At 72.5% G+C, this 14,994-nt stretch carries 14 protein-coding genes; 5 read left to right on the top strand and 9 right to left on the bottom strand.

Annotated features, from left to right (window positions below; genetic code table 11):
• Positions 1–26: 26 nt before the first annotated feature.
• Positions 27–719 carry a hypothetical protein gene (locus tag ABZ911_RS19565; protein WP_358057154.1) on the top strand — a complete coding sequence of 231 codons (693 nt, stop codon included), beginning with the start codon at positions 27–29 and terminating at the stop codon, positions 717–719.
• On the opposite strand, the gene ABZ911_RS19560 is transcribed toward ABZ911_RS19565, so the two are convergent.
• The 4 genes from ABZ911_RS19560 to ABZ911_RS19545 all read right to left on the bottom strand — a co-directional run bounded on the left by ABZ911_RS19560 (position 709) and on the right by ABZ911_RS19545 (position 5,192).
• A complete protein-coding gene (locus tag ABZ911_RS19560; RefSeq protein WP_358057151.1) occupies positions 709–1,098 on the bottom strand; it encodes an SSI family serine proteinase inhibitor in 390 nt (129 codons plus the stop codon). The genes ABZ911_RS19565 and ABZ911_RS19560 overlap by 11 nt on opposite strands.
• 72 nt (positions 1,099–1,170) lie before the next feature.
• The gene (locus ABZ911_RS19555; protein WP_358057148.1) at positions 1,171–3,243 is read right to left on the bottom strand and encodes a 3-hydroxyacyl-CoA dehydrogenase NAD-binding domain-containing protein; all 2,073 of its coding nucleotides are present in this window, start codon (positions 3,241–3,243) and stop codon (positions 1,171–1,173) included.
• Positions 3,240–4,418: a thiolase family protein gene (locus tag ABZ911_RS19550; protein ID WP_358057609.1), complete on the bottom strand. Its 1,179-nt coding sequence runs from the start codon at positions 4,416–4,418 to the stop codon at positions 3,240–3,242. Before ABZ911_RS19550 ends, ABZ911_RS19555 begins: the two co-directional genes overlap by 4 nt.
• A 60-nt stretch (positions 4,419–4,478) precedes the next feature.
• Entirely contained in the window at positions 4,479–5,192 is a 714-nt protein-coding gene (locus ABZ911_RS19545; protein WP_358057145.1) for a hypothetical protein, read from the bottom strand.
• Between the two features lie 204 nt (positions 5,193–5,396).
• Here ABZ911_RS19545 and ABZ911_RS19540 point away from each other — a divergent pair, with 204 nt between their 5' ends.
• The 3 genes from ABZ911_RS19540 to ABZ911_RS19530 all read left to right on the top strand — a co-directional run bounded on the left by ABZ911_RS19540 (position 5,397) and on the right by ABZ911_RS19530 (position 8,261).
• On the top strand, positions 5,397–6,338 hold the full coding sequence (locus ABZ911_RS19540) for a hypothetical protein (RefSeq protein ID WP_358057142.1): 942 nt from the start codon (positions 5,397–5,399) through the stop codon (positions 6,336–6,338).
• 118 nt (positions 6,339–6,456) lie between these two features.
• Entirely contained in the window at positions 6,457–7,488 is a 1,032-nt protein-coding gene (locus ABZ911_RS19535; protein ID WP_358057139.1) for a LacI family DNA-binding transcriptional regulator, read from the top strand.
• Positions 7,485–8,261 (top strand): sugar phosphate isomerase/epimerase family protein, encoded by a 777-nt coding sequence (locus ABZ911_RS19530; RefSeq protein WP_358057136.1) that lies wholly within the window; start codon positions 7,485–7,487, stop codon positions 8,259–8,261. Before ABZ911_RS19535 ends, ABZ911_RS19530 begins: the two co-directional genes overlap by 4 nt.
• On the opposite strand, the gene ABZ911_RS19525 is transcribed toward ABZ911_RS19530, so the two are convergent.
• From ABZ911_RS19525 to ABZ911_RS19505, 5 genes are all read right to left on the bottom strand, one after another.
• On the bottom strand, positions 8,246–9,103 hold the full coding sequence (locus ABZ911_RS19525; protein WP_358057133.1) for a sugar phosphate isomerase/epimerase: 858 nt from the start codon (positions 9,101–9,103) through the stop codon (positions 8,246–8,248). The two genes, ABZ911_RS19530 and ABZ911_RS19525, sit on opposite strands and share 16 nt — an antisense overlap.
• Positions 9,100–10,263, bottom strand: a complete 1,164-nt coding sequence (locus ABZ911_RS19520; protein ID WP_358057130.1) for a dihydrodipicolinate synthase family protein — start codon at positions 10,261–10,263, stop codon at positions 9,100–9,102. Before ABZ911_RS19520 ends, ABZ911_RS19525 begins: the two co-directional genes overlap by 4 nt.
• Entirely contained in the window at positions 10,260–11,405 is a 1,146-nt protein-coding gene (locus tag ABZ911_RS19515) for a Gfo/Idh/MocA family oxidoreductase (RefSeq protein WP_358057127.1), read from the bottom strand. The genes ABZ911_RS19520 and ABZ911_RS19515 overlap by 4 nt, the downstream gene beginning before the upstream one ends.
• A gap of 68 nt (positions 11,406–11,473) precedes the next feature.
• Complete coding sequence (locus tag ABZ911_RS19510) at positions 11,474–12,700, bottom strand: ribonuclease D (RefSeq protein ID WP_358057124.1); 1,227 nt, start codon at positions 12,698–12,700, stop codon at positions 11,474–11,476.
• Between the two features lie 42 nt (positions 12,701–12,742).
• Positions 12,743–13,348, bottom strand: a complete 606-nt coding sequence (locus tag ABZ911_RS19505; protein ID WP_358057121.1) for a DUF3000 domain-containing protein — start codon at positions 13,346–13,348, stop codon at positions 12,743–12,745.
• A 611-nt stretch (positions 13,349–13,959) separates the two neighbouring features.
• On the opposite strand from ABZ911_RS19505, the gene hemE reads away from it, so the two are divergent.
• Positions 13,960–14,985, top strand: coding sequence for a uroporphyrinogen decarboxylase (gene hemE, locus ABZ911_RS19500; protein WP_358057118.1), 1,026 nt, complete (start codon positions 13,960–13,962; stop codon positions 14,983–14,985).
• Positions 14,986–14,994 lie beyond the last annotated feature (9 nt).

Below are 14,994 nucleotides of genomic sequence, written 5' to 3'. Positions count from 1 at the left end.
CGGGGCGTGGGCGGTGTACCCATCGCATGAGACGCATTCTGCTCGTTCTCGCACTCATCGCACCGACGCTGGCGCTCGGTGTCCCCGCGCGGGCGGGTGACGCGGGCGGCTGGGCGGCCACCTACCTCGACCCGGTGCCCGCAGCCTTCCAGCCGGACGCCACCTACACCGTCGGCCACTGGCTGCTGCAGCACGGCAACCACCCGTACTCGGGCACGAACCTCGGCAAGGTCGGTCTCAAGTTCACCGCCGGGACCAGGACCCTGGAGTTCACCGCCGTCGAGCTGAAGGAGCCCGCCCACTACGCGACCGCGGTCGCCCTGCCGAAGGGGACCTGGCGGGTCGAGGCGATCCAGGGCAGGTTCCAGCCCGTCGAACTCGGCACGCTGAGCGTCCCGGGGGCGCTGAAGATCGCGCCGCTGCCGCCGCAGACCACCTCGACGATCCCGCGCTTCCTGGAGATGAACGGCGGCAAGGACCCCTGGGGAGCCATTCGCCCGCCGGGCTTTCCCCGCAAGGGCGCCGCGTCCGGCACGGCGGCGGCCCCCGCCGCGGCCGAGCCGCTGACCGGCGCCGCCACGGTCGCGGTGGTGGAGAGCGAGACCCCCTGGTGGCGGACGACCGCCGCCGTGGTGGCCGCCGCTCTCGTGCTCGCCGCCTTGGCCGCGCTGGCCCCGTGGCCGCGGCGGCGATCCTCGGGAGAGACGGTCAGATGGTGAAGGCGGCGCCGCCCGCGGCCTTCATGACGCACTCGTTGGCGTAGACGTGCGAGAACTTCACCTGCTGGCCGCGCCACTGGCCCCAGATCGCCACCATGTGCGGGCGGAACTCCCTGGTGCAGGTCGGGTGGGACTCGAGCTCGAGTTCCCCCGGCCTGCCGTCGACGGCGCGCAGCAGCCGGCAGGCGGCCCGCGGCGTCGGGTGGGAGCCGCCGTCGCGGTCGCAGGTGAGCTTGACGGTCCGCACCTTCTCGCCGGCGATCGCCAACCGCACCTTGAGCACGGCCTTCGGCCCCTGGTCGGCGGCCGCCGGAACGGCCGCCGACATCAGGAACGCGCCCGACAGGGCGATGGCCGCGGCACTGAGAGTGATCTTCATCTGCTCAGGCTACGCGGCGAGCCCCCGCCCGTCCGGGAGCGAGAACCACTCGGTATGGCGTGTCCGCCCAGGTCAGACCGGCACCGAAGCCACACCCGCGGGCAGATACCGCGGCTCCGACAGCCCGGCCCGGTCCAGGTACGGCGTGACGCCGCCCAGATGGAACGGCCATCCGGCGCCGAGGATCATGCACAGGTCGATGTCCTGCGCCGCCGCGACCACGCCCTCGTCGAGCATGATCCGGATCTCCTCCGACAGCGCCCGCAGCACGCGCAGCCGTACCTGCTCGGCCGTCGACGGGGAGGTGCCGCCGCCGAACAGTGCCACCGCCTCCGGGTCGAGGGAGAAGTCGGGCCGGTAGACGCCCGGCTTGCCCGAGGCGACCAGCGCGGCCATGTTCGCCGACACGCCGAAACGGTCTGGGAAGGCCTCATGCAGGGTCTCGGCGACGTGCAGGCCGACGGCGGGGCCGACGAGCTGCAGCAGCGCGAACGGGCTCATCGGCAGGCCGAGGTCGTCCACCGCGTGCTCGGCGACCTCCAGCGGCGTGCCCTCGTCCACGGCGGCGATGACCTCGCCCATGAACCTGGTCAGCAGCCGGTTGACCACGAACGCGGGCGCGTCCTTCACCAGGACCGAGGACTTCTTCAGCGACCGGCCGACCGCGAAGGCGGTGGCGAGCGTCGCGTCGTCGGTGGCGACGCCCTTGATGATCTCCAGGAGCGGCATCACCGCGACCGGGTTGAAGAAGTGGAAGCCGACCAGCCGCTCGGGGTGGTTCAGGCCGGCGCCCATCTCGCTCAGCGACAGCGAGGAGGTGTTGGTGGCCAGCACGCACTCGGCGGACACGACGGCCTCGACCTCGGCGAACACCTTCCGCTTGACGGCCATGTCCTCGAAGACGGCCTCGATCACGAAGTCGGCGTCGGCGAAGGCGTCCTTGGTCAGCGAGCCGGTCACCAGGCCCTTGAGCCGGTTGGCCTGGTCGGCCGAGACGCGGCCCTTGGCCAGCAGCTTGTCCACCTCGGCGTGCACGTAGCCGACGCCCTTGTCCAGGCGCGCCTGGTCCAGGTCGGTGAGCACGACGGGCACTTCCAGGCGGCGGGCGAACAGCAGCGCCATCTGCGAGGCCATCAGTCCGGCGCCGACGACGCCGACCTTGGCGACCTTGCGCGCCAGCGCCTTGTCCGGCGCGCCCGCGGGCCGCTTGGCCCGGCGCTGCACCAGGTCGAAGGCGTACAGCCCGGCCCGCAGCTCGTCGCTCATGAGCAGGTCGGCCAGCGCCTCGTCCTCGGCGGCGAAACCCTCGTCGCGGGACGCGGTCCGGGCCAGGGAGATCAGGTCCAGCGCCCGGTAGGGGGCGGGGGAGGCGCCGCGCAGCTTCATGTCGACCAGGAACCTGGCGTCGTTCACCGCCTTGTCCCAGTCGTCGGCCGAGTGGTCGGGACGCTCCACGGTCTCGGCGCCGCGCAGCACGCGCGAGGCCCAGCGCAGCGACTCCTCCAGGAAGTCGGCGGGCTCGAACATGGCGTCGGCCACGCCGAGCCGGAAGGCGTCGCGGCCCTTGACCATGCGGTTCTGCGCGAGCGGGTTCTCGATGATCAGCTTGATCGCGGCGGCGGGGCCGATCAGGCGGGGCAGCAACTGGGTGCCACCCCAGCCGGGCACCAGACCGAGGAAGCACTCGGGCAGCGCCACCGCGGGTACGCCGGAGGAGATCGTCCGGTAGGTGCAGTGCAGCGCGACCTCCAGGCCGCCGCCCATCGCCGCGCCGTTCACGAACGCGAACGAGGGCACCGGCAGCTCGCCGAGGCGGCGGAAGACCGCGTGGCCGAGCGAGCCGATCGCCAGCGCCTCGGCGCGCTCGCGCACCAGCGCGGCGCCCTTGAGGTCGGCGCCGACGCCGAAGATGAACGGCTTGCCGGTGACGCCCACCGCGACCAGGTCGGTGCGCGCGGCGACGGCGTCCAGGGCCTCGTCCAGCGCGCTCAGGCCACCCGGGCCGAAGGTGTTCGGCTTGGTGTGGTCGAAGCCGTTGTCGAGGGTGATCAGCGCCATCGTGCCGGCGCCGTCGGGCAGCGCGACGTCGCGTACCAGCGCCTTGGTCACGACCTCGTCGGCGAACAGTTCCCTGATGTCCGTCACTTCGCACCTTCCCAGGCGAGGTTCTCCCAGATGACAGTCCCGCCCATGCCCATGCCGACGCACATCGTGGTGATGCCGTAGCGGACGTCGGGGCGCTCGCCGAACTGGCGGGCGAGCTGGGTCATGAGCCGCACGCCCGAGGAGGCGAGCGGGTGGCCGAAGGCGATCGCGCCGCCGTACGGGTTGACCCGGGCGTCGTCGTCGGCGAGGCCGAAGTGCTCCAGGAAGGCCAGGACCTGGACGGCGAACGCCTCGTTGATCTCGAACAGGCCGATGTCCTCGACGGACAGGCCGGCCAGGCGCAGGGCGCGTTCGGTCGAGGGGATCGGGCCGACGCCCATGACCTCGGGGTCGACGCCCGCGAAGGCGTACGAGACGAGCTTCATCTTGGGGGTCAGGCCGAGTTCGTCGGCGGTGTCCCGGGCGGCGAGGACGCAGCCGGTGGCGCCGTCGTTGATGCCGGAGGCGTTGCCCGCGGTCACCCGGCCGTGTGCGCGGAAGGGCGTCTTCAGCGCGCCGAGGCCGTCGAGCGTGGTGCCGGGGCGGGGGGCCTCGTCCTCGACGGCCAGGCCCCAGCCCTTCTCCGCCGTCCTGATCGCCACGGGCACCAGGTCGGGCTGGATCTTGCCGTCGGCGTACGCCTTGGCCACCTTCTCCTGGGAGGAGACGGCGAAGGAGTCGGCCCGCTCCTTGGAGATCGTCGGGTAGCGGTCGTGCAGGTTCTCCGCGGTCATGCCCATGACCAGCGCGCTGCCGTCGACCAGCTTCTCCGACAGGAACCGGGGGTTGGGGTCGACGCCCTCGCCCATCGGGTGGCGGCCCATGTGCTCCACGCCGCCGGCGATCGCCACGTCGTAGGCGCCGAAGGCGATGCCGCCCGCCACCGAGGTGACCGCGGTCATCGCGCCCGCGCACATGCGGTCGATCGCGTAGCCGGGCACGCTCTTCGGCAGGCCCGCGAGCACCGCCGCCGACCTGCCGATCGTCAGGCCCTGGTCGCCGATCTGGGTCGTGGCCGCGATCGCGACCTCGTCCACGCGCTCGGGTGGCAGCCCGGGATTGCGCCTGATCAGCTCGCGGATGACGCGGACGACCAGGTCGTCGGCGCGGGTCTCCGCGTACAGGCCCTTGGGGCCCGACTTGCCGAACGGCGTGCGCACGCCGTCGACGAACACGACGTCACGAGAGGAAGGCACGGATTCGCTCCTCGTTGCTGGACAGCTTCCGCGCCTATGCTACTCGTCGGTAACTAGTCCCCTGACGGCCAGCGACAGCAGGGCGCCGGACAGCAGGACGTACAGCAGGGGCGTCGGGGGCTCCCACAGGTGGGCGCGGGCCGCGAGCAGGGCGGTGGTCGCCGTGGCGGCGATGATCCAGAGGAGCGTGCTCGCGGGACGGCGGGCGCGCTGTTCTCCCGGGTCCCAGGGGTCGCCCGGGGACCGCTTGCGGAGCGCGTCCCTGATCCACCAGAGGGCGAAGAAGAGGCCAGTCGCGTACCCCGTGAGGGTGAGAGTCTCGCCTGCCGAGACCAGGACGTCGGCGGTGTCGTAGAGCGCGGCCTCCTTGAACAGGCGGGGGATGGTGAGGCCGAGGAGCAGGGTCAGCGCCCAGGTGGACGCGAGGGCGAGGCGGGGCAGCGGGCGGGGCGGGGTGGAGGCGGCGAACAGCTCCCGTTCACGGGCGCGCACCCGGCGGGCGCGGCGGCACCAGAGGACCTGGGTGATCGCCATCGCGGGCAGGGCCAGGAGGAACAGCGTCAGGGCGAGGATGGCCAGGGGCTGGGTCGTCTCGCGGGTCGGGGCCCGTTCGGCGAGGAGCTGGGCGGTGGGCAGGGTCGCGATCGACGTGGTGAGCGAGATGAGGGCGGTCCGGCGGGCCTGCCGCGCCTTGACTCGCAGCGCGGTCAGGACCTCGGCGCCGGGGAGGGGGGCGGTCTCGGTCGAGAGCATGGGGTAATCATGACGTCGCGGCCGGTGATCAGGTGAAGCTTTCACCGGCTTTGTGGACGGCGGGCCGGAAGTCGGGCCCCGGGAGCCGTCCTGGAGAGATTGGAGCGCCAGCTCTTTACTCTGATGGAGTGAAATTTCCGGACAAGGTGTGGTCGAGTCTGTTAGGAAAGTGCGCGATCACGATTCGTCCTAGAGAGGTTCCTCGTGTCGCGCGACGAGAACGACAGACCATGTGAAGCGGGCTCCCCGCAGCGGGACCTGACCGGTGACGTGCTCTCCGACCGGTGGACGCCCGACTCGGCGGACACCGACGAGCAGCCGGCGGTGGTGGTCGAGGACACTCCGGCCTCGCCGGTGACGGGCGCGATCCACGCGATTCCGGTCGACCGGCCGGTGGAAGCGGACAGCCGATACCAGCCCCGTGATGAGTCGGTCGAGACGCCCGCGCAGGGATACCTCGCGTCAGACGACGCCCTGCTCGCGCAGGGCTACCGGCCGACGGGGGAGCAGGGGGCGGGAGAGGCGCGCTACCTGCCGCTCGACCTCGGATACGAGGCTGATGCGGACAAGCTCTCGCGCGGGTTCCTCGGGTCGGGGTGGACCGAGGAGCAGGAGGCCGACGGCGAGGTGCGGCGCCGTACCAAGGTGCTGCTGGTGGGAGCCGCGGCTGTGGTGCTGGTCGGGGCGATGGGCGGCTGGCTGCTGAGCGGGTCGTCGTCCGACGGCGCGTGCGCGGGTGCGGGGTGCGCGTCGATCGGCCAGGTGGCGCCGTCCATCTCCGAGGCGCCGCTGCCCGAGCCCGAGCCCACCGAGGCGGAGCCGGAGCTGACCCCCGAGGCGTCGGCGACCGAGAGCGAGACGCCCGACCCGGTGGTGGACCCGCCCCGGGCCACCCGCACGCCCACCCCGCGCGCCACCCCGACGCGCATCGGCACCCCCACCCGCCAGGCCACCGCCAAGCCACAGGAGACGCTGCGCGGCGAGACCGGGCAGCAGGAGGAGAAGTCCACGCCGGAGCAGCAGGTCAAGTCCGAGCCCACCGAGGAGCCCACGCAGGAGACCGCCCCGACGCAGGAACCCCCGATCCAGAACGAGCAGCCCGAGGAGAAGCGCGGCGGCGGCTTGCTGGACTGGCTGCTCGGTTAGAGGCCGATGCGGTGGCGGGTTTCGTGCGGGGAAGCCCTGCCGGCCGTAGCATCGCGCGTGGATGCGCCCGCACCTTCCCGTCTGCCAGACTGGGGAAATCGCTTTCCTGGAGGTCCTCGTGGTCACGCTGGAAGACGTCGCCAGGCAGGCGGGCGTCTCACTCGCCACCGCCTCGCGCGTGCTCAACGGCAGCACCCGCCAGGTGGGCGCCTCGATGCGGGCGCGGGTCGAACGCGCCGCCACCGACCTGGGATACCGCACCAACGTGGCCGCCCAGACGCTGGCCCGGGGCGCGAGCAACGTCATCGGCATCGTCGTGCACGACCTCACCGACCCGTACTTCGCCGCGATCGCCGACGGCGCCATGCGGGTCGCCGCCGGGCACGGCCAGCTCGTGATGGTCGCCACCACGCACCGCGACCCCGAGCAGGAGATCGCGTACGTGGCCACGCTCAACGCCCAGCGGGTGCGTGCCGTGCTGCTGGCCGGTTCCCGGGTCGCCGACCCCGGCGTCACCGCCAGGTTGCGCGAGGAGCTGGACCGCTACAAGGAGAGCGGCGGCCGGGTCGCCTGCGTCGGGCAGGATCTGCTCGGCGCCGACACCGTCGCGCCCGACAACCGGGAGGGGGCGGCAGCGCTGGCCCGTTCGCTGGCCGAGCTTGGTCACACCCGCTTCGCCGTCCTGGCCGGGCCGCCGGACCTGCTGACCGCGGCCGATCGCTGCGCCGGGTTCCTGGAGGAGCTGGCCGCGCTGGGCCTCCCGGAGCCGGAGGTGGTGCACGGGGCGTTCGACCGGGACGGCGGATACCAGGCGGCCACCCGTACCGGTGAGGCGACGTGCGTGTTCGCGGTCAACGACGTCATGGCGGTGGGCGCGCTGGCCGCGTACCGGGAGCGGGGGGTGCGGGTGCCGGACGAGGTGTCGGTGGCCGGGTTCGACGACATCGTGACGCTGCGCGACCACGTGCCGGCCCTGACGACGGTACGGCTGCCGCTGGCCGGCATGGGTGCGCGGGCGCTGGAACTGGCCTTGTCGGGTGAGCGGACGCCCACGGTGGAGAGAGTGCCGGGAACCGTCGTCCTCCGCGACAGCGTCCGCCGCCTGCCCGGCGCCCCGAGGACAACGACTGATGAGGTGGAGGCAGGATGAGACTGGCGGTCAGCACGCTCGGGATGCCCGGGCTGGGGCTCGACGACGCGATCGGGATCGCTCGTGAGTACAGGTGCGAAGGGCTTGAGCTGCGCCTGCATCCGGACACCGGTGTCCACGCCGGACTGACGGACGCGGAACGGGTGGAGGCGCGGCGGCGGATCGAGAAGGCGGGCCTAGAGGTCGCCGCGCTGGCCGGATACATCCGTATCTGTGAGCCGGGTCCGGACGAGCCGGTGCTCGACGGGCTGCGCGCCGACCTTGAGCTGGCCGCCGCCCTCGGCGCCCCGGGGGTGCGCGTCTTCCCGCGAGGAGCGGACCCGTCGGTCGGCGCCCGCAGGCTCAGGGCCGTCTCGGACACGGCGGGCGCCCTCGGTGTACGCGTCCTCGTCGAGACCCACGACCTGATGGCCACCGGCGCCGCCGTGGCCCGCCTCCTCGACGAGACGGACCGCCCCGAGACCACGGGAGCGCTCTGGGACCTGCTCCACCCCTGGCGTAACGGCGAGTCCCCCGCCGACACCCTGCGCCACCTGGCCCCGCATCTGGCATACGTCCAGATCAAGGACGCCGTGTCGGCCGACGACACCACCCCGGTCCCCCTGTGGACGGGCGCCGCCCCTCTCGACGAGGCGGGCGCCCTGCTGCGCGACCACGGGTACGACGGCTGGGCGTCGCTGGAGTGGGAACGCACCTGGTACCCGCAGGTGCCCTCCGTCGAGGAGATCCTCCCGGCCGCCGCGACCTGGGTCGAGCGCTACACGGCCCGCTGAGGCCGTTCCACGAGGGAGGCGTAGCGGGCCTTCATCGTGGTGACGACCTCGTCGGGGTCGGCGGCCCAGACGGCGGCGTTGAAGATCTCGACCTCCACGTCCCCGGTGTAGCCCGCCGCGCGGACGGCCTCGGTGATCGGGGCGAAGTCGATCACGCCGTCGCCCATCATGCCCCGGCCCAGCAGCACGTCGGCCGGAAGCGGGTGCAGGTAGTCGCACACCTGGTAGGAGGCGATCCGGTCACCCGCGCGGGCGATCTGCTCGAACACCTGCGGATCCCACCACACGTGAAAGGTGTCGACGACGACCCCGACCTGCTCCACCGGGTACCGCTCGGCCAGGTCGAGCGCCTGCCCCAGGGTGGACAGAACCGCCCTGTCCGGGCAGTACACGGGGTGCAGCGGCTCCAGCGCCAGCCGTACCCCGCGCTCGCCCGCGTAGGGCGCGAGCGCGGCGAGCGCCTCGGCCACCCGTGCCCGCGCCCCGGCCAGGTCCCGCGAGAACGCGGCCAGGGGTTCGCCGGGGGTGACACCGGGCAGGCCGCCGACGACCATGACCAGGCAGGAGGCGCCGAGCGCCGCGGCCTCGTCGACGGCGCGCCGGTTGTCGTCCAGCGCGGCGGCGAAGGCGGCGGAGGTGTCCGCGGTCAGGAAGCCGCCCCTGCACAGCGACGACACCCGCAGGCCCGCGGCCTCGACCAGGGCGATCGTCTCGTCCAGCCCCTGGGCGGCGACCTCCTGCCGCCACAGCCCGATGGCCTCGACGCCATGCCGCACGCACCCGTCCACGGCCTCGGCCACCGACCACCGCCTGGTCGTCCACTGGTTCAACGAGAGGCTCACAGTCCGTGCACCGCCAGCAACGCCCTCATCCGGTGCACGGCCAGCTCCTGGTCGGCCAGCAGCCCTGCCTGGTCGGCCAGCCGGAACACCTCCGCCAGGTGGGTCAGCGACCGCGCCGCCTGAGCCCCGTTGACCATGGTGAACGCGTCCTGGTGGCCGTTGAGCCAGGCCAGGAAGACGATGCCGGTCTTGTAGTGGTACGTCGGCGCCTCGAAGATCTTGCGGGACAGCGGGACGGTGGGGGCGAGGATCTCGTCGTAGGCGGCGAGCAGCCGGTCCCGGCCCGACTCGTCGCACGCGGCCTCGGCGGCGTCGAGCACCTGGAGGGCGGCCGAGGCGGCGGGCGCGATCGCGTCGAAGATCCCGAGCAGCGCGTGCGAGCCCGACCTGATCAGCGACGGGTAGTTGAAGTCGTCCCCGGTGTACAACCGGACACCCGGCGGCAGCGCGGCGCGGAGCCGTACCTCGTGGTGCTCGTCGAGGAGGGACACCTTCACGCCGTCGACCAGGGCGGCGTTGGCGTGGATGAGGTCCAGCAGGGAGTCGGTGGCGGCGGGGATGTCGGGGGAGCCCCAGTAGCCCGCCAGGTTCGGGTCGAACATCGGGCCGAGCCAGTGCAGGATCACCGGGCGGTCGGCCAGCTCGAACAGCCTGTCGTACACCCGCCGGTAGTCCTGCGGGCCGGTGGCGATCCGGGCGAGCTGGCGGGAGGCCATCACGATCACCCCGGCGCCCGCCTCCTGGACGGTCGCCAGCTGCTCGGCGTACGCGGCGGTGATCGCGTCGAGGGTGGCCGCCTCGGGGGCGTGGTCGGTGCCCGCGCCGCAGGCCACCAGCGTCGCCGGGTCGCCGAAGTCCTTCGCCTCGGCGGCGCTGCGCCGGATGAGCGTGCGGGTGGCCTCCCAGTCGAGGCCCATGTTGCGCTGGGCGGTGTCCATCGCGTCGGCGACGCGCAGCCCGTGCGACCACAGGTGGCGGCGGAACAGCAGCGTGACGTCCCAGTCGACGGCGGCGGGGGAGCCGGGCGTGTTGTCGCCGAGCGGGTCGGCGACCACGTGCGCGGCCGCGTACACGACCCGGCTCGCGGCGGGCCGCTCGACGACCGGCCAGGTCACCGGCTCGCGCAGGGTGTACGGCCCGCCGGGCAGGTCGATCCTCACAGCCCCTCCACCGCGATCCTGCGCCCCTCGGCCGACGAGCGCAGCCCCAGCTCGGCGAGCTGTACGCCACGGGCCCCCGACGCGAAGTCGTACGGGAAGGGCGCGTCCTCCAGCACGTGCCGCAGGAACAGCTCCCACTGGATCTTGAACCCGTTGTCGAACTCGGCGTTGTCGGGCACCTCCTGCCAGCCGTCCCGGAAGCGCGCGGTCACCGGCAGGTCGGGGTTCCAGACGGGCTTGGGGGTGGCGGCCCGGTGCTGGAACCGGCAGCCGCGCAGCCCGGCGACGGCGCTGCCGTGCGTGCCGTCCACCTGGAACTCCACCAGTTCGTCGCGGTTCACCCGGACCGTCCAGGAGGAGTTGATCTGCGCGACGATCCCGCCCTCGAGCTCGAAGATGCCGTACGCGGCGTCGTCGGCGGTCGCCCGGTACGCCAGGCCCCGCTCGTCCACCCGCTCGGGCACGTGCGTGACGGCCTTGGCGTACACGGAGGTGACCTTGCCGAACAGGTTCTCCATCACGTAGTGCCAGTGCGGGAACATGTCGAGGATGATGCCGCCGCCGTCCTCGGCCCGGTAGTTCCACGAGGGCCGCTGCGCCTGCTGCCAGTCGCCCTCGAACACCCAGTAGCCGAACTCGCCGCGGACCGACAGGATCCGGCCGAAGAAGCCGCCGTCGATCAGCCGCTTCAGCTTGAGCAGGCCGGGCAGGAAGAGCTTGTCCTGCACGACGCCGTTCTTGACGCCCTTGGCGGTCGCGGCCTCGGCCAGCGCGACGGCCTCCCGTACCGACTCGGCGGTGGGCTTCTCGGTGTAGACGTGCTTGCCCGCCTCGATGGCCTTGAGCACGGACTTCACCCTGGCCTGGGTCACCTGGGCGTCGAAGTAGATCACGTTGCCGTCGTCGGCCAGGGCGGCGTCGAGGTCGGTGGTGTGGTCGGCGATGCCGTGCCTGGCCGCGAGGTCGGCGATCTTGTTCGCGTCGCGGCCGACCAGCACCGGCTTCAGCGTGACCCGGTCGCCGCCGGCGAGCGTGAGGCCGCCCTGTTCGTTGATGGCCAGAACCGAGCGCAGCAGGTGCTGCCGGTAGCCCATCCGCCCGGTGACGCCGTTCATCACGACGCCGAGGGTACGCACGCTCATTGATGTCTCCTCTGGAAAGCGCTTTCCAGATGACCGTACGGCGGCCCGGGAGGGCCGTCAAGAGTGGCTCAGATCTCGCCCCTGGTCTCCAGCCTGTCGAGGGCCTTGGTGAGCGGATGCGCGGTCAGCGAGATCTGCCACTCGCGCGCGCCGAGCTCGCGCAGCCTGCCGGTCACCGTCTCGTCGGTGATGTCGGCGGGCGGCTCCCAGGTCAGCCGGCGCACCACGTCGGGTTGCAGCAGGTTCTCGGTCGGCATGCGGTGCTCGTCGGCCAGTGCGGCGACCGCCGCGCGGGCGGCCGCGAGCCGCTTGGCGGCGGCGGGATCGCGGTCGGCCCAGCGGTTGGCCGGGGGCGGCCCGTCGCCGGGCGTGCTCGGCTGCGGCAGGTCTGCGTCGGGCAGCGTGCGCGCCTTGGCCACCGCCGCCAGCCAGTCGCCCATGTGCCGGCGCGCGCTGCGGCCGGTGAAGGCGGAGATCTCGGTCAGCGCCTTCTTGGTACGCGGCACCTCGAGCGCGGCGGTGATGATCGCGGTGTCGGGCAGCACCCGGCCGGGCGCGATGTCACCCTCGCGGGCGATCCGGTCGCGCATGGTCCACAGCTCGCGCACGATGGCCAGCGCCCGCACGTTGCGCACCCGATGGATGCCCGATGTGCGCCGCCACGGGTCGGGCCGGGGCGCGGTCGGCGGGGTGGCGAGGATCGCGTCGAACTCCTCGCGCGCCCAGTCCAGCTTGCCGCTGTCGACGAGCTCGGCGTGCAGCACGTCGCGCAGCTCGATCAGCACCTCGACGTCGAGCGCGGCGTAGCGCAGCCAGTCCTCGGGCAGCGGCCTGGTCGACCAGTCGGCGGCCGAGTGGCCCTTCTCCAGGCGCAGGCCGAGCACGGTCTCCACCATCGTGCCGAGCCCGACCCGCTCGTAGCCGAGCAGCCGCCCGGCCAGCTCCGTGTCGAACATCGTGCGCGGCCTGAACCCCACCTCCGCCAGGCACGGCAGATCCTGGGACGCGGCGTGCAGGACGATCTCCGCGCCGGTCACGGCGTCGTGCAGCGCGGACAGGTCGGGGCAGGCGATGGGGTCGATGAGCGCGCTGCCCGCGCCCGCCCGCCGGAGCTGCACCAGGTAGGCGCGCCCGCCGTAGCGGTAACCCGAGGCACGCTCGGCGTCGACGGCCACCGGGCCGGTGCCCGCCGCGAACGCCTCGACGGTCTCGGCCAGCGCCACCGCGTCGGTGACGACCGGCGGGATCCCCTCGCGGGGCTCCAGTAGCGGGACGATGGTCGGTTCCTCGGTCATGAGACCTCCTTGGACGGTCTCAGGACCATGGGGTTCGTTCCCTTACTTCGTTCGGTCACGCCTGAAGGACTCCGGATCTTCGCGGCGGCGTGGCAGTGCGGCCACGTCGGGTGGGAGGGGTGGGAGGCCCGCCGCCAGGCACATCAGATCGCACCAGGCGGCGGCATGGCCGGAGAGGTCCTCCCCCGCGGGAGACCAGGACGCCCGAAGCTCCAGCTCGGTGGTGACAGGGTCGTCGCCCTTGTTGCCGAACCCCTCCGAGACCGCCTTGGTCACCGTGCCGCCCGCGGCGGAGTAGCCGGCCTCGTGCGCGTCGAGCGACTCGGTCAGCCAGCTCCACGCGACGGGGCCGAGCAGCGGGTCGGAGGTGATCTCCGGCTCCATGTCCGCCCGGACGTAGGCGACCAGGCGGAAGGGGCCGTCCCAGCCGCGCTGGCCTTCGGGGTCGAACAGCAGGATCAGCCTGCCTACCGCGATCTCCTCGTCATCGCGGTACACGGACGCGCCGATGGCCGCGGCGTGCGGCGCGAGCCGCTGCGGCGCGGGCAGGTCCTCGAGCTCGATCTCCGGCCTGACCTCGGTTGGACGCAGGCTCTCGGCGGCCCGCCGGAAGGCGGCGGGGGCCGAAGGCTCGTCACCGGTGGTCATAGCCGAAGCGTAGGTCGAAGACGGGCGGGTGGGGACCACAGGGGTGCGCATGGGATCCGATCAAGTCGCTCAAGCCGCTGCCGTAACCAGGCGTTCCACCGACCTGACGGGCTCGGCGAGGCCGATGATGATCGCGTGGCCGCAGTCGGCGCATGCCCATTCGGGGCACTCGCCGGACTGGTGTCCGTCGAGGCAGGGCGGCTGCGTGAACAGCCGCTCGGCAGCGCAGGAAGCACAGTGCTCTCTGCGGCACTCGGGGGAACTCCACAACGCGGTCATCGCACCGGAGCCTTTCTTCGGGTCGTGGCTCCGACGTTGGCACGCCTCGCTGACAATTCCGCGCAACGCGCTCGGCGTGTCCCGAAAGTGGTGCCGTAATCGATGCCGCGCGGTGACTTGGCGAACATTTGGTCCAGTCCGGACGGGTGTAGTGGCCATCCGTGAGACGCACTGTACCCGCGGTGGCCGCGCGGCAGGCGGGTCGCGGATGCCGCCGCTAAACCTTGGCCCGCGCGCCTGATGATGATTTGAGTAGTGCAATGCCTACTTTTCCGACACTGCGCCCAGTGGCTGATGACGGGGGCGGAGCCCCGGCGTGGGACCCTTGGAGAGTGAGTCTCGCCGAGTCAGCGTTCCTTCGCGCCTGCCGCCGCCAGCCCGTCCAGCACACCCCGGTGTGGTACATGCGCCAGGCCGGGCGCTCGCTTCCCGAGTACCTCGCCGTGCGCGAGGGGGTGCCGATGCTGCGGGCCTGCGCGACCCCCGACCTCATCGTCGAGATCACCATGCAGCCGGTGCGCCGCTACGGCGTGGACGCGGCCATCTTCTTCAGCGACATCGTGGTGCCGCTCAAGGCCATCGGCGTCGACCTCGACATCAAGCCCGGCGTCGGTCCCGTCGTCGCCGACCCGATCCGCGACGCGGCCGGGCTCGAGGTGCTGCGCCCCATCGAGCCCGACGACGTGCCGTACGTCACCGAGGCGATCCAGGGGCTGGTCGGCGAGCTCGGCGACACGCCGCTGATCGGCTTCGCGGGCGCGCCGTTCACGCTGGCCTCCTACCTGATCGAGGGCGGCCCGTCCAAGAACCACGACCACACCAAGGCCATGATGTACGGCGAGCCGCGCCTGTGGCACGCCCTCATGGAGCGGCTGACCGGCATCGTCCTGGAGCACCTGCGCATCCAGGTGCGGGCGGGCGCCTCGGCGATCCAGCTGTTCGACTCCTGGGTGGGTGCGGTGGCGCCGGACGACTACCGCGAGTTCGTGCTGCCGTACACGCGGCGGATCTTTGAGGGGCTCGGGGAGGTGCCGCGGATCCACTTCGGCGTGGGCACCGGGGAGCTGCTCGGGCTGCTCGGCGAGGCGGGAGCGGACGTGGTGGGCGTCGACTGGCGGGTGCCGCTGGACGAGGCCGCGCGCAGGGTCGGGCCCGGCAAGGCGCTGCAGGGCAACCTCGACCCCGCCATCCTGCTGGCGCCGTGGGAGGCGGTCGAGGGCAAGGCCCTCGACATCCTGAACAGGGGCAAGGCGGCCGAGGGGCACGTGTTCAACCTGGGCCACGGCGTGCTCCCCTCGACCGACCCCGACCAGCTCAAGCGCCTCACCGACCTGGTCCACGAGACCAGCGCCGCCTGACCGCGGCAC

The organism is Nonomuraea sp. NPDC046570, from assembly GCF_040645915.1.
Lineage (GTDB): Bacteria > Actinomycetota > Actinomycetes > Streptosporangiales > Streptosporangiaceae > Nonomuraea.
This window is presented reverse-complemented; position numbering and strand designations above follow the sequence as displayed.

What these genes read in the sequence shown, in the direction of transcription:
- ABZ911_RS19510 (WP_358057124.1), bottom strand. Translation starts at nt 12,700, where the DNA reads ATGACCGAGGAACCGACCATCGTCCCGCTACTGGAGCCCCGCGAGGGG.
- ABZ911_RS19530 (WP_358057136.1), top strand. Translation starts at nt 7,485, where the DNA reads ATGAGACTGGCGGTCAGCACGCTCGGGATGCCCGGGCTGGGGCTCGAC.
- ABZ911_RS19515 (WP_358057127.1), bottom strand. Translation starts at nt 11,405, where the DNA reads ATGAGCGTGCGTACCCTCGGCGTCGTGATGAACGGCGTCACCGGGCGG.
- ABZ911_RS19545 (WP_358057145.1), bottom strand. Translation starts at nt 5,192, where the DNA reads ATGCTCTCGACCGAGACCGCCCCCCTCCCCGGCGCCGAGGTCCTGACC.
- ABZ911_RS19565 (WP_358057154.1), top strand. Translation starts at nt 27, where the DNA reads ATGAGACGCATTCTGCTCGTTCTCGCACTCATCGCACCGACGCTGGCG.
- ABZ911_RS19560 (WP_358057151.1), bottom strand. Translation starts at nt 1,098, where the DNA reads ATGAAGATCACTCTCAGTGCCGCGGCCATCGCCCTGTCGGGCGCGTTC.
- ABZ911_RS19505 (WP_358057121.1), bottom strand. Translation starts at nt 13,348, where the DNA reads ATGACCACCGGTGACGAGCCTTCGGCCCCCGCCGCCTTCCGGCGGGCC.